The sequence below is a fragment of the Tardiphaga sp. genome (assembly GCF_028290495.1).
Taxonomy (GTDB): domain Bacteria; phylum Pseudomonadota; class Alphaproteobacteria; order Rhizobiales; family Xanthobacteraceae; genus Tardiphaga.
In genome coordinates, this window is the sequence record NZ_JAQGJT010000132.1 from 1 (window position 1) to 13,606 (window position 13,606).

14 protein-coding genes are annotated in these 13,606 nt (G+C 64.2%); 11 read left to right on the plus strand and 3 right to left on the minus strand.

Features of this window, described 5'->3' with window-relative positions:
• Both JWQ24_RS19490 and JWQ24_RS19495 read right to left on the minus strand, forming a co-directional pair.
• A partial coding sequence (locus JWQ24_RS19490; protein WP_299811647.1) for a DUF2865 domain-containing protein occupies window positions 1–787 on the minus strand: 787 nt, incomplete at its 3' end.
• A 214-nt stretch (window positions 788–1,001) separates the two neighbouring features.
• On the minus strand, window positions 1,002–1,301 hold the full coding sequence (locus tag JWQ24_RS19495) for a hypothetical protein (protein WP_299811649.1): 300 nt from the start codon (window positions 1,299–1,301) through the stop codon (window positions 1,002–1,004).
• 269 nt (window positions 1,302–1,570) lie between these two features.
• On the opposite strand from JWQ24_RS19495, the gene cysS reads away from it, so the two are divergent.
• Genes cysS through JWQ24_RS19510 form a run of 3 tightly spaced genes read left to right on the plus strand, consistent with a single transcriptional unit; the run spans window position 1,571 to window position 3,898 of the window.
• Complete coding sequence (cysS, locus tag JWQ24_RS19500) at window positions 1,571–2,965, plus strand: cysteine--tRNA ligase (RefSeq protein WP_299811651.1); 1,395 nt, start codon at window positions 1,571–1,573, stop codon at window positions 2,963–2,965.
• Window positions 2,965–3,468 carry a GNAT family N-acetyltransferase gene (locus tag JWQ24_RS19505; RefSeq protein ID WP_299811653.1) on the plus strand — a complete coding sequence of 168 codons (504 nt, stop codon included), beginning with the start codon at window positions 2,965–2,967 and terminating at the stop codon, window positions 3,466–3,468. Before cysS ends, JWQ24_RS19505 begins: the two co-directional genes overlap by 1 nt.
• A 10-nt stretch (window positions 3,469–3,478) precedes the next feature.
• Window positions 3,479–3,898 carry a VOC family protein gene (locus JWQ24_RS19510; RefSeq protein WP_299811655.1) on the plus strand — a complete coding sequence of 140 codons (420 nt, stop codon included), beginning with the start codon at window positions 3,479–3,481 and terminating at the stop codon, window positions 3,896–3,898.
• Between the two features lie 104 nt (window positions 3,899–4,002).
• Here JWQ24_RS19510 and JWQ24_RS19515 read toward each other — a convergent pair whose 3' ends face one another.
• On the minus strand, window positions 4,003–4,608 hold the full coding sequence (locus JWQ24_RS19515; RefSeq protein ID WP_299811657.1) for a TIGR00730 family Rossman fold protein: 606 nt from the start codon (window positions 4,606–4,608) through the stop codon (window positions 4,003–4,005).
• 213 nt (window positions 4,609–4,821) lie between these two features.
• On the opposite strand from JWQ24_RS19515, the gene JWQ24_RS19520 reads away from it, so the two are divergent.
• The 8 genes from JWQ24_RS19520 to JWQ24_RS19555 all read left to right on the plus strand — a co-directional run bounded on the left by JWQ24_RS19520 (window position 4,822) and on the right by JWQ24_RS19555 (window position 13,516).
• Complete coding sequence (locus JWQ24_RS19520) at window positions 4,822–6,765, plus strand: ABC transporter ATP-binding protein/permease (RefSeq protein WP_299811659.1); 1,944 nt, start codon at window positions 4,822–4,824, stop codon at window positions 6,763–6,765.
• Window positions 6,766–6,854: 89 nt separating this feature from the next.
• Window positions 6,855–7,241, plus strand: a complete 387-nt coding sequence (locus JWQ24_RS19525) for a DUF559 domain-containing protein (RefSeq protein WP_299811661.1) — start codon at window positions 6,855–6,857, stop codon at window positions 7,239–7,241.
• Window positions 7,151–7,849 carry a phosphatidylserine decarboxylase gene (locus tag JWQ24_RS19530; RefSeq protein WP_299811663.1) on the plus strand — a complete coding sequence of 233 codons (699 nt, stop codon included), beginning with the start codon at window positions 7,151–7,153 and terminating at the stop codon, window positions 7,847–7,849. Before JWQ24_RS19525 ends, JWQ24_RS19530 begins: the two co-directional genes overlap by 91 nt.
• Before the next feature lie 74 nt (window positions 7,850–7,923).
• Window positions 7,924–8,814 (plus strand): CDP-diacylglycerol--serine O-phosphatidyltransferase, encoded by an 891-nt coding sequence (gene pssA / locus JWQ24_RS19535; protein ID WP_299811665.1) that lies wholly within the window; start codon window positions 7,924–7,926, stop codon window positions 8,812–8,814.
• Window positions 8,815–8,886: 72 nt separating this feature from the next.
• Window positions 8,887–9,606 (plus strand): RraA family protein, encoded by a 720-nt coding sequence (locus tag JWQ24_RS19540; protein WP_299811667.1) that lies wholly within the window; start codon window positions 8,887–8,889, stop codon window positions 9,604–9,606.
• A 225-nt stretch (window positions 9,607–9,831) separates the two neighbouring features.
• Window positions 9,832–10,605 (plus strand): MotA/TolQ/ExbB proton channel family protein, encoded by a 774-nt coding sequence (locus JWQ24_RS19545; RefSeq protein WP_299811669.1) that lies wholly within the window; start codon window positions 9,832–9,834, stop codon window positions 10,603–10,605.
• A gap of 24 nt (window positions 10,606–10,629) precedes the next feature.
• A complete protein-coding gene (locus JWQ24_RS19550; RefSeq protein WP_299811671.1) occupies window positions 10,630–11,460 on the plus strand; it encodes a flagellar motor protein MotB in 831 nt (276 codons plus the stop codon).
• Between the two features lie 154 nt (window positions 11,461–11,614).
• Window positions 11,615–13,516 (plus strand): potassium transporter Kup, encoded by a 1,902-nt coding sequence (locus JWQ24_RS19555; protein WP_299811673.1) that lies wholly within the window; start codon window positions 11,615–11,617, stop codon window positions 13,514–13,516.
• Window positions 13,517–13,606: the final 90 nt, after the last annotated feature.

Below are 13,606 nucleotides of genomic sequence, written 5' to 3' on the forward strand. Positions count from 1 at the left end.
CGGCGTTCATGTCCTCGCCGGGGTTGCGGTAGCTGAACAGGTTGGCATCCGAGGCCGGGCACAGGCTCTTGCAGGTGCGCTCGTCGTCGGCAAAGCGGCTCTGCACGGTGGCGAACGAGATCGGGAAATAGGATCCGTCGCAGGTGCGCACGCAGACGGTGCGGTAGGTGCCGGATGGCGCCGCGGCGGGGGCGTCGATCGGCGGTGAGTCGGGGCTCGGCTCGTTGTTGCCGAACAGGTTGTTGAGAAAATTGCCGGGGCCCGAGCCGCCGGGATTGCGCGCGGCGGCGGCGTATTGCGGACCGCAATTGTTCTGCGCAAGCGCCAGCAGCACAGAGCGGCGCTGGCTGTCGCGGTCCGAACTGCCGGGAGTGCCGACGCGCAGCCGTTCCAGATTGCCGGTGATCTGGTCGAGATTGCCGCGCATCTGTTGAATCTGGTTGTTGACCGGGCCGCACTGCTGCGATTGGCCGTTGAACATTGAGAAGAAGCCGGACGAATCGCAGCCCATCCGGCGCGCCTGTGCGGTGACGCGGTCGAGTTCCGACTGCTGCTTGGAAGCGGCGTCCTCGTAGCGGCGCAACTGTTCGGCCCGCGCCGGATCGCCGCCGCCGCGATCAACGGTCGCGAGTTGCGCTTCGAGCCGGACGCACATTGGATTGGCGCCGGGCTGCGCACCGGGCGGCATGCCCTGCGCAAAGACATCGAGGCTGAGCGAGAACGCGCCTAGCAGGACGGCGCCGGTCAGGGCCCAGCGGGAGAGGGAGGCATTCAACCTGTCAGACATAAAGGGCCATTGCAGCACATCGGGTCAGATCGGCGCGGGTTCGATGCATGGCAAACCCCTTGCCGGCATTGCCGAATTCGCCACGTGGTGGAAGATTTCCGGGGCAACAGCAACGCCGCCTTCCCATAGCGGCTTCTCGCGGCAGGGTCACGTCGTTTCCGGGGCTGTACTGTGGCGGCAACGCCGCAAGTTTCTCGTTCTGCGCAGAAGGCCGTCAGCGCTGGCAGGTGATCGCGATGTATTCGTTGCAACCACCGCTCGCGCAGGCGGGGGCCTTCGGCACCGAGCCGGTGATCTCGTCGGGATCGACCCGGCGGAAGGCGGTCGCCTGGGCGAATTCGTGCGATTTGCAGTAAGACAAAGCGGCAGAGGCGCCGCATTTCTCGCCGCGGGCGAGGCAGCGGTCGATGCCGTAGCCGTCGGACTGATTGGCGATGATGAAGACGCGGGAATCGGCCAGAGCGGAGGTGGCGGCCAGAACGGAGGCGGCCAGCAACATCGCAATCGATTTCATGACGCACCTTGTGATTGAGGGAACCTGACCTCATCCAATAAGGGTGAAGGTTTAAGAATCATTAACCATGCGGCCCAAATCGGCACCATGGCACCGCTTTCTGCGGGCCTTGACGGCAAAGCCCCGGCTGCCGCATGGTGCCGCGAATGAACGGTTTTCTCGCCAATTGCGGCCTGCGCCGCGAGATTATCCGCTAGCAATTCGCTGGCTGAGGCCGTCTTTTCTCAACCGAGATCATTGGACGCCCGGCCATCAGGGACGGGACAGTCATGGATTTTCGCCTTTACGACACGCTGACCAAAGAGAAGCGCAGCTTCGCGCCGATCGATGCCGACAACGTCCGGCTGTATGTCTGCGGTCCCACGGTCTACGACTTCGCCCATATCGGCAATGCCCGCCCGGTGATCGTGTTCGACGTGTTGTTCCGGATGCTGCGCTACATCTATGGCCCGGACCAGGTCACCTATGTCCGCAACATCACCGACGTCGATGACAAGATCAATGACCGCGCGATCCGTGACTTTCCCGGCCTGCCGCTGAACGACGCCATCCGCGCCGTCACCGAGAAGACCGCCGAACAGTTTCACGCCGATGTCGCAGCGCTCGGCTGCCTGCCGCCCACCTTTGAGCCGCGCGCCACCGATTTCGTGCTGCCGCGCGCCGACGGCAAGACCGACATGGTGACGCTGATCAAGCAGTTGATCGCGCGCGGTCATGCGTACGAAGCCGGCGGCGAAGTGCTGTTCGATACCGAATCGATGCCGGATTACGGCTTGCTGTCGGGCCGCAAACTGGAAGACCAGCAGGCCGGCGCGCGCGTCGCCGTCGATGCGCACAAGAAGCATCCGACCGATTTCGTGCTGTGGAAGCAATCCTCCGCGGAAGAGCCCGGCTGGGAAAGCCCGTGGGGCAGGGGCCGTCCGGGCTGGCATATCGAATGCTCGGCGATGTCGGCCGCCTATCTGGGCGAGACCTTCGACATTCACGGCGGCGGCCTCGATCTGATCTTCCCGCACCACGAGAACGAGATCGCCCAGTCGCGCTGCGCGCACGGCACGGAGGCGATGGCCAACTACTGGATGCACAACGGCTTCCTGCAGGTCGAAGGCGAGAAGATGTCGAAATCGACCGGCAATTTCGTTACCATCCGCGAATTGCTGAACGACTGGCCGGGCGAGGTGGTCCGCCTCAACATGCTGAAGACGCAGTATCGCTCGCCGATGGACTGGACGCTGAAGGGCCTGGAAGAAAGCGCCAGGACGCTCGACGACTGGTACTGGGTCGCTGCGGACAACAAGGGCGGCCATCCCTCCAGCAAGGTGATCGACGCGCTGTCCGATGACCTCAACACGCCGCAGATGATCGCGGCGCTGCACGGCCTGCGCAACGGCGCCGCCGCCGGCGACGAAAAGGATCGCGGGAAGTTCGCGGCTTCGCTGCGCATGCTCGGTTTCCTGTCGGAGACCGCGGCCGAATGGGCCGGGCGCAAGCAGCAGGCCAGCGGCGTCGATGCCGCACAGATTGACGGCCTGATCGCGGACCGCACAGCGGCGCGGGCGCGCAAGGATTTCGCGGAATCCGATCGCCTGCGTGACGAACTGGCGGCGCTCGGCGTGACGATCAAGGATTCCAAGGACGGCACCACCTGGGAGATCGCACGCTGATGGGACAGGCGATGCCTCAAGCCACACTGCGGCCGTTCCTGCCGACCGACACGCCGATTCTGGCCGCGATCTTTGTGGCCTCGATCGCCGAGCTGACCGGCGACGACTACAGCGAAACCCAGCAGGCGGCGTGGGCCTCTGCTGCTGAGGACGAGGCAGCGTTCGGCAAGCGCCTCGCCGGCCAGTTGACGCTGATCGCCAGTATGAACAGTTCGCCGATCGGGTTTGTCTCGCTGCGCGGCGCCGATCACATCGATCTGCTCTATGTGCATCCGAGTGCCGTTCTGCGCGGCGTCGCCGCCATGCTGTGCGATGCGCTGGAGAAACTGGCTGGCGCGCGTGGCGCGAAAACCCTGACGGTAGACGTTAGCGACAACGCGCAGGAGTTCTTCCTCAAGCGCGGCTATATCGCGACACGGCGTAACACCATCACATTGGGCGAGGAGTGGCTCGCCAACACCACGATGCAGAAGACACTCGGCGAGGCATCGCCACCCGTCTGAGGAGACCGTCATGATCGACCATGTCTCGCTCGCCGTCAGGAATCTTGGGCAAGCGGTGCCGTTCTACGAGCGCATCTTCTCGGCGCTCGGCATGACGAGGCTGGTGACGCGGCCGGGAATGGTCGGGTTCGGCAAGACTTATCCGGAAGTCTGGATCAATTTTCGCCCTGACATGCAGCCGCTGTCGCCGGACGGCGGTGCGCATCTGTGCCTGCGGGCAAAGTCGATCGAGGAAGTCGATGCCTTCCACGCGGCGGCGGTTTCGGCTGGCGGGATCTCGGAAAGCGCGCCGTCGATGCGCCCGCATGATCGCGTGCGCTATTACGCGACGTTCATCGCCGATCCGGATGGTAACCGGATCGAGGCGGTGACGTTTCTGAAAAGTAACGCCGACGCTGACGCTGTCATTCCGGGGCGAGACCAGCGTTAGCTGCGAGCGAACCCGGAGATGGTGATGAATATCTCAGGGTTCCGGGCCTAGGCCATCCGGCTGCGCCGTCTGTCGCATCCCGGAATGACAACTTGTTGAAATAATTACAGCCGGCTGGCGACTTCCGGGTCCAGTTTCTTGGCTGCTTCCGAGGCTTGGGCTGCGGCGGCGCGCAAGCGGGGCAGGATGTCCTCGACCTGCTCGGCCTTCAGCACTTCCAGCGGCAGCGTCGGCCGGATGAAGGCGGTCGAGCGCATATGGCTGAGCAGCTCCAGCAGCGGCTCCCAGAAGTTCTCGATATTGGCGAGCAGGATCGGCTTGCTGTGGCGGCCGAGCTGTTGCCAGGTCAATTGCTCGACCAGCTCTTCCAGCGTTCCGATACCGCCGGGCAGTGCGACGAACGCGTCCGAGCGCTCGAACATCAGCCGTTTGCGCTCGTGCATGTCGTGGGTGACGATCAGTTCCTGGGCGCCGGTCAGCGCATTTTCGCGCTTGGTCAGGAACTCGGGGATGATGCCGGTGACGCGGCCGCCGTGCTTGAGGACCGATGAAGCAACCGCGCCCATCAGGCCGATCGAGCCGCCGCCATAGACCAGGCCGACGCCGCTTTCCGCAAGCGATTTGCCGAGCGCGATGGCCGATTCCACGAAGCGGGGGTTGGTGCCGGGGCCGGAGCCGCAATACACGCAGACGTTCTTGATGATGCTCATGACAATTTATGTGGCAGTGCGGGATCACAGCGTCAAGACCTGCGTGATCGCAGAACGGGAAATTGATACTCGCTGCACCCTCCTGAGCGGGAAAAGAATGCACTGCGGAGGGTGCGACAACCCGGCAAAGAGTCTATATGCATTCCAGCATGCAACCGACCTTCAGCACCGCGCGGCGCGACGCAGCCGCCTCGTTCGTTTCCGGCGCCATCAATGACTAGACCCGCCGATACCACGAACGACGGCGACGCCCCCACTGCCGCAAATTCCATCGAACGCGGTACGCTGATGGCGACGCTGGTTCACCTGTGGCCCTATATCTGGCCCGGCGACCGCGCCGACCTGAAGATGCGCGTCGTCTGGTCGATGGTGCTGCTGCTGATCGCCAAGCTGGCGACGCTGACGGTGCCGTTTACCTTCAAATGGGCGATCGACGCCCTGACCGGCGCCGACACCGCGCCGCTTCAATCGTCCAACTGGATGTTGTGGCTGATCGCCTCGCCCGTCATCATGACGGTGAGCTACGGCCTGATCCGCGTGCTGATGGCGGTGCTGACGCAATGGCGCGACGGCATTTTCGCCAAGGTGGCGATGCATGCGGTCCGCAAGCTGGCGTTCCTCACCTTCGTCCATATGCACGAATTGTCGCTGCGCTTTCACCTTGAGCGCAAGACCGGCGGACTGACACGGGTGCTGGAGCGTGGCCGCCTCGGCATCGAGGTGATCGTGCGGATGGTGATCCTGCAGCTGGTGCCGACGGTGGTCGAGGTCTCGCTGCTGATGGGCGTGCTGCTGTGGCAGTTCGACTGGCGCTACGTGCTGGTCACCGCGATCACGGTGTTCGTCTACATGTACTACACCTACATTGCGACCGAATGGCGGATCGAGATCCGCCGCAAGATGAACGATTCCGACACCGAGGCGAACACCAAGGCGATCGACTCGCTGTTGAACTATGAGACCGTGAAATACTTCAGCGCCGAAGCGCGCGAGGCGGAGCGTTACGACCGCTCGATGGCGCGCTACGAGAAGGCCAGCGTCAAGACCTACACCTCGCTGGCGCTGCTCAATACCGGGCAGGCGATCATCTTCACCTGCGGCCTCACCGCGACGATGCTGATGTGCGCGATCGGCGTGCGCAGCGGTCGTAATACGGTCGGCGATTTCGTCATGATCAATGCGATGATGATCCAGCTGTACCAGCCGCTGAATTTCATGGGTATGGTGTATCGCGAGATCAAGCAGGCGGTGATCGACATCGAGAAGATGTTCGGCGTGTTGCAGCGTAACCCGGAGGTCAAGGATCTTCCCGGTGCGAAGCCGCTGGTGGTCGCCTCCGGTCATGTCCGTTTCGACAACGTGCAGTTCGCCTACGACCCGGAGCGTCCGATTCTCAAGGGTCTGTCCTTCGAGGTGCCCGCCGGCAAGACCGTGGCCATCGTCGGTCCCTCCGGTGCGGGCAAATCGACGATCTCGCGGCTGCTGTTCCGGCTCTATGACGTGTCCGGCGGGACCATCTCGATCGACGGCCAGAACATCCGCAACGTCACGCAGTCCAGTCTGCGCGAGGTGATCGGCATGGTGCCGCAGGACACCGTGCTGTTCAACGACACCATCCGCTACAACATTCGCTACGGCCGCTGGGACGCCACCGACGAAGAGGTGGAGGAGGCCGCGCGCACCGCGCAGATCGACAGCTTCATCCAGATGTCGCCGAAGGGCTACGAGACCGAAGTTGGCGAGCGCGGCCTGAAGCTGTCGGGCGGCGAAAAGCAGCGCGTGGCGATCGCCCGCACCGTGCTGAAGGCGCCGCCGATCCTGCTGCTCGATGAGGCCACCTCGGCGCTCGACAGCCACACTGAACAGGAAATCCAGGATGCGCTGGAAAAGGTCTCGCGCAACCGCACCTCCTTGGTGATTGCGCACCGGCTCTCGACCATCGTCGGCGCCGACGAGATCATCGTGCTCGACCAGGGCCGTATCGCCGAGCGCGGCACCCATAGCCAGCTACTGGCCGCGGGCGGTCTCTATGCGAGCATGTGGAACCGGCAGCGCGAAGCCCAGGAAGCCCGCGAGCGGCTGGCGCTGATCGCCGACGAGGCTGCGGCCCCGAATCGGGTGCCTCCGGTCTTGATGACGCCGGACGCGGCGGAATAGCTTTTCAATGTAGATCTCGTGTCCCGGATGCGGTGCAGCGTGAAACGCTGCGCCGCAGATCCGGGACCCATGCTGACAGCGCGCGGTCGATGGGCCCCGGATCAGCAGCGCACCATGCCCTCAAGAGGGCGCGTTGCGCAGCATCCGGGGGAAGCGACTGCGTTGCAGACCGCGACCTATGGCTCGAACAACAAGGGTTTCGCGTGCTGCGGTTCTGGAATAATGAGGTGTTGAACAACACCGGCGGGGTGCTCGAAGTTACTATCGAGCACCTTGGCCGTACCTCGCCAGCCCCCTCTCCTGGCGCGACTGTCGTCGCGCCACCCTCTCGCCGCCTGCGCAGCTTCGCTGCTTGGGGGAGAGGGGAAGAAAGAAGCCTGACCCCATGTCCATCGCCAATTCCATCCGTGCGCAAATTCCGCCGATCCACAAGGAAGGCTACCCGTTCATTGGCGGCTTTGCCCTGGCGACCCTGATCCTGTTCTGGATCTGGACGCCGCTGGGCTGGATCGGCACGGTCCTGACGGTGTGGTGTGCGCTGTTCTTCCGCGATCCGGTCCGCGTCACGCCGATCCGCGAGGGCGTCGTGGTGTCGCCCGCCGATGGCCGGGTGTCGCTGATCCAGATGGTGCTGCCGCCGGCCGAACTCGGCCTTGGCGACGTGCCGCTGCTGCGGATTTCGGTCTTCATGAGCGTGTTCAACTGCCACGTGAACCGCAGCCCGGTCGCCGGCCGCATCGAGCGCATCGCCTACCGCCCCGGCAAGTTTATCAATGCCGAACTCGACAAGGCCTCCGACGACAATGAGCGCAATTCGCTGGTGATCTCGATCCCCGGTGGCCGCATCGGCGTGGTGCAGATCGCAGGCCTGGTGGCGCGGCGGATCGTCTCATTCGTGCGCGAGGGCCAGATGCTCGGCGCCGGCGAGCGTTTCGGCCTGATCCGGTTCGGCTCTCGCCTCGACGTCTATCTGCCCGAAGGCAGCAAGGCGCTGGTGTCGGTTGGCCAGACCGCGGTAGCCGGCGAGACCGTGCTGGCCGATTTCAACATCGGCGACGGCGGCCGCACCTACCGGGTTGATTAACCCCGTTCCCCGGCCTGCAGGGTCGATGCTCCGCCACAATGGCGGAGCAGGGTAGGGTTTGCTATGAGGAAGCCATGCAGATGCCCCTAGACCCGTTGCCTGAGACGCGCCGCCGCCGGTTCCGGACGATTCCGATCCGGATGCTGGTGCCCAATATGATCACCCTGCTGGCGATCTGCGCCGGCCTGACGGCGATCCGGCTCTCCACCGAAGGGCGGATGGAGCTGGCGGTCGCCGCGATCGTGTTCGCCGCCGTGCTGGACGGGGTCGATGGCCGTGTCGCCCGCATGATCAAGGGCCAGTCCAAGTTCGGCGCCGAACTCGACAGCCTCGCCGATTTCGTCAATTTCGGTGTCGCGCCGGGCCTGATCCTGTATTTCTGGCAGCTTCACGACCTCAGCAATTTCGGCTGGATCGCGGCGATGATCTTTGCGATCTGCGGCAGCCTGCGGCTGGCGCGTTTCAACGCCGAGATGGATGACCCCAACAAGCCGGCCTTCGCCGCCAACTTCTTCACCGGCATGCCGGCGCCGCTCGGCGCCATCACCGTGCTGCTGCCGATTTATCTATCGTTCCTGGGTATGCCGACGCCGCCCGCGGCGCTCACCACGCTGTTCACGCTGCTGATAGCGTTTCTGATGGTGTCGCGGCTGCCGGTGTTCTCCGGCAAGTCGACCAACATGCGGGTGCCGCGCGAATTGGTCCTGCCGGTGGTCGCGGGCGTCGTGCTCTTTATCGCGCTGCTGATCGGCTACCCTTGGCATGTGCTGTCGCTGCTGTCGGTGCTGTATCTGCTCAGCCTGCCGATCGGCTGGAAGTCGTACCGCGACCAGGAGCGCGCGCTGGCAGCCTCGACCGCCGCCGTGGCACCGGTTGATCCTGCCATTCCCGCCGAGGCCGCCCCGGACACGCCCCATGCGCCGAGCGAGCCCGCGCCCGATGACCGGCCGGTGCGGTTGAACTAGCGCACTCTTTCCACACGATCAGACGACGACATCCGGCAAAGACCGGATGCGAAACACGACAGGGAGAACTCCGTGACTTTATCCGCTGCAGAACCGTTGCCGGCTTCCGTCCTCGAAGCGCTCGGCCGTTACGACACGCCGACGATCTGCAACGCGATGGAGATCGTCGCACCGCAGCGCCGCCTGATCGGCTACACCACCAAGCCGCTGGTCTGCCCGTTTCCCGACCTGCCGGCGATCGTCGGCTATGCCCGCACCGCCACGATTCGCTCGGTACTGGCCTCCGGCTTGCCGCCCGCCGAACAAGCCGCGCGCCGCATCGCCTATTACGAATATGTCGGCACCGGCGCCGGTCCGCGCATCAGCGTGATCCAGGACATCGATGGCTCCGATGTGGGCTATGGGGCGTTCTGGGGCGAGGTGCAAAGCGCGGTTCACAAGGCGCTGGGCTGTCTCGGCGTCGTCACCGACGGCTCGATCCGCGACATCCCGCAATGGGCCGAGGGCTTTCAGGCGCTGGCCGGCTCGGTCGGTCCGTCGCACGCCTATGTCCACGCCGAGAATTTCGGCGGCGAGGTCCGCGTCGCCGGAATGACGGTGCGATCCGGCGACCTGATCCACGCCGACCAGCACGGCGCGGTGGTGATCCCGCCGGATATTGCGGCCATGATCCCCGACGCTGCCGAACTGTGTGGCCGCCGCGAGACGCCGATCCTCGACATCGCCCGCAGCGCGTCTTTCTCGCTCGACAAGCTGAAAGCTGCGCTGAAGCAATCGTCGGAAATCCACTGACCGGCCGGGGCCGCTAGCGCCAATCGTTAGCAAGCTGTTAACAGCGACGCCGCCCGGCGTCGTTGTTACGCGTGACAGCGGCAAGCGGTCGGCTCCGCATTGCGTCCTTAACCTTTACTGCTCCTTAATCGCACTCCCCATAGGGTAGTAACGCGCGGCTGATGTGAGACGCGCCCGTCCAGGACGGACAGTTGAGTTGCGTGCGCTTTAGCGTCGGAGTTTTCCATGGATATCATGACGGGCGCAGGGCTTCTTGGCGGCATGGCCGTCATCGCCCTGATGGTGTTCATGGGCGGCGATCTTCACATGTTCATCTCCGAACATGCCATGATCATCATCTTTGGCGGCTCGATCACCGCGACCATGATCCGCTTCCCGCTCGGCGTGATGCTGCATGGCCTGCCGCTCGGCGCCAAGTTCGCTTTCACGATGAGTCGGCTGTCGGCGCGCGACCTCGTCGACGAACTCGCCCGCATCGCCGAAATCGCCCGCAAGCAGGGGCCGGTCGGCCTTGAAAAGGTCGAGACCAACGAGCCGTTCCTTGCCAAGGGCATCCGCTTCGTCGCCGACGGCTACGACCTCGAATTCATTCGCGACAATCTCGAGCGCGACCGCGACAACTTCCTGATGCACCTCAACGAGGGCAGCAAGATCTACCGCGCCATCGGCGATTGCGCTCCGGCGTTCGGCATGATCGGCACGCTGATCGGCATGGTGCAGATGTTCTCCAACATGTCCGATCCCTCCAAGCTCGGCCCGTTCATGGCGACAGCGCTGCTCGCGACGTTGTACGGCGCGCTGGTCGCCAACCTGTTCTGCCTGCCGATCGCCGACAAGCTGCACGGCAAGCTGCTCGATGAGGAAACCAACCGGACGCTGATCATCGACGGCATCCTGATGATCCGCGATTCCAAGAGCCCGACATTGGTGCGCGAAATGCTTCTGGCCTATCTGCCCGAGAAGCATCGCCATGAAGAGGGCGAGCCGGTTCCGGCGTAAGCCGGACGGGCGCGGGGCAGTCAGATGGCGAAGAAGAAGCGCGAAGAAGCCCACGGCGGTCACGGCTGGTTCGTGACCTTCGCCGATCTGATGGCGCTGATGATGAGCTTCTTCGTGATGCTGGTGTCGTTCTCGACCCAGGATACCGCCAAGCTGAAGGTCGTTGCCGGCTCGATGCGCGAAGCCTTCGGCGTGCAGTCCGACGCGCGCTATTCCGGCGTGATCGAATCCGACGGCCTGCCGACCCGTGGCCAGACCAAGAATGTCGGACACGTCAATCCGGACGAAGCCTCCAACGTCACCAGCCCGGACGAAAACAATTCGGCAGGGCGGCCCAAGGGGGCCAAGCTGAAGATGGACCGCGAATTCGCGCTGGCTTCGGCCTCGCTGCGCCAGGCGCTGCAGGACATGCCGGAGATCGCCGAGGTTTCCAAGAACATCATGTTCGAGGAAACCAAGCAGGGGCTGAACCTCGAAATCATCGACCAGAACGGCCGCTCGATGTTCGCCGAGGGCTCCAAGGTGCCCTATGAGCGCACGCGGCTGCTGCTGCAGAAGCTCGCCGTCCCGCTGAAGGCGACGCCGCTGCGGGTGGCGATCGTCGGCCATACCGCGGCCGGCTTCATCCCGGCGCGCGCCGAATATGATGCCTTCGACCTGTCCGCCGATCGCGCCAATGTGGTGCGCCAGATTCTGGAACGGGAGGGTTTGCCGCCGGCCCACGTGTTCTCGGTGTCGGGCAAGGCCGACAGCCAGCCGCTGTTTCCTGACGATCCGTCGATGGCCGCCAACCGCCGGGTGACCATCACCTTGATGCGCGAAGACCCGCCGCTGCCGCCGAACCTCAAGCCATAGCCGCCGTCAAATCCTTTTTTTGAAGCGCCAGCCGAAATTACCATTGCCCTGATCCGCGGCAAAGGGTGTGTTCTGCTGGTGTCAAGCCGTTGACGGGCCTCGGCCGGCACGCCATAGCCGGGACCGAGATCAGCAAACGAGCGTTTCAAGGATCATGGCCGTCAGCGACACATCCCATGAGGCGCCAGCCGAAATCCCGATTTCGACGGGGTTCTGGCAGTTGGCGCTCGGTAGCATCGGCGTTGTCTTCGGCGACATCGGCACGTCGCCGCTCTATGCGTTCCGCGAGGCGGTGGCCGGCGCCACCCATCATGGCCCGCCGACGCCTGCCATCGTGCTCGGCGTGCTCTCTCTGATCCTGTGGGCGCTGTTTATCGTCGTTACCGCCAAATACGTGCTGCTGCTGCTGCGCGCCGACAACAATGGCGAGGGCGGCACGCTGTCGCTGATGGCGCTGGGGCAGCGCGCGCTGGGCCGGCGCAGTTGGCCGCTGATGGCGCTGGGCGTGGTCGGGGCCTCGATGTTCATCGGCGACTCGATGATTACGCCGGCGATCTCGGTGCTGTCGGCGGTGGAAGGCCTTAAGCTGGCGGCTCCTGCGCTCGAACACTACGTCGTGCCCCTGACCATCGCGATCCTCGTCGTGCTGTTCTCGGTGCAACGCATCGGCACCGCCAAGGTCGCCAATGCCTTCGGGCCGGTGATGATCGTGTGGTTTACCGTGCTGACGGTGATGGGCCTGTCGCATATCTCCGACGCCCCGACGGTGCTGTATGCGATCAATCCGTACTACGCGATCCAGTTCCTGCTCAGCCACGGGACCATCGGACTGGTGACGCTCGGCGCGGTGTTTCTCGCCGTCACCGGCGGCGAGGCGCTGTACGCCGATCTCGGCCATTTTGGCCGCAAGCCGATCCAGGCCGGTTGGTTCATCCTGGTGCTGCCGGCGCTGCTGATCAACTATTTCGGGCAGGGCGCGCTGGTGTTGTCCAATCCCGCGGCGATCGAGAACCCGTTCTACCTGATGGCGCCGCAGTCGATGCTGGTGCCGCTGATCATTCTCGCGACGGCCGCCACCGTGATCGCCAGCCAGGCGGTGATCACCGGGGCCTATTCGCTGGTGCGCCAGGCCGTGCAGCTCGGCCTGTTGCCGCGCTTCGAAGTTCGCTTCACCTCTGAAACCCATGCCGGCCAGATCTATCTTCCGCGCGTCAACCGGCTGTTGTTGATCGGCGTGCTACTGCTGGTGATGCTGTTCCGCACCTCCAGCGGGCTGGCTTCCGCCTATGGCATTGCGGTGTCGACTACGATGGTCGCCGACGGCATCATGGGCTTCGTGGTGATCTGGAAGCTGTGGAACTGGAAGGCGGCGACCGCAGCGGCCGTGATCGTGCCATTAGTGATCGTCGACATAACTTTCCTCAGCGCCAACCTGCTGAAGCTGCTGGAGGGCGCCTGGGTGCCGTTGTTGTTCGGCCTCAGCATGGCCGTGGTGATCTGGAGCTGGCGTCGCGGCGCTGCGATCCTGATCGCCAAGACGCGCCGCACCGAGGTGCCGCTGCGCGATCTGATCAAGAGCCTGGAAAAACGTCCGCCGCACATCGTCAAGGGCACCGCGGTGTTCCTGACCAGCGATCCGGAGTTCGTGCCGACCGCGATGCTGCATAATCTCAAGCACAACAAAGTGCTGCATGAGCACAACGTGATCCTGACGATCGAGACCGGGCAGACGCCGCGCGTCGATCCCGCCGACCGGGTGCGGATGGAGAATATCAGCGACAAGTTCTCGACCGTGCGGCTGCGCTTCGGCTTCATGGAATCGCCCAACGTGCCGAAGGCGCTGGTGATCGCGCGGAAGCTGGGCTGGCAGTTCGACATCATGGCGACGTCGTTCTTCGTCTCACGCCGCTCGCTGAAGCCGTCGGCGCAATCCGGCATGCCGCTGTGGCAGGACCACCTGTTCATCGCGCTGAGCCGTTCGGCCAACGACGCCACCGACTATTTCCAGATCCCGACCGGCCGGGTGGTCGAAGTCGGTACGCAGGTGACGATTTAGCCCTGCGTCGCTTTTCGCGTGGCTGCCGCCCGGAAAGACGGTATATTGCAGACTTCGCGCAGGCAGATGTGCCGCCTCGCTTTGCGGTGA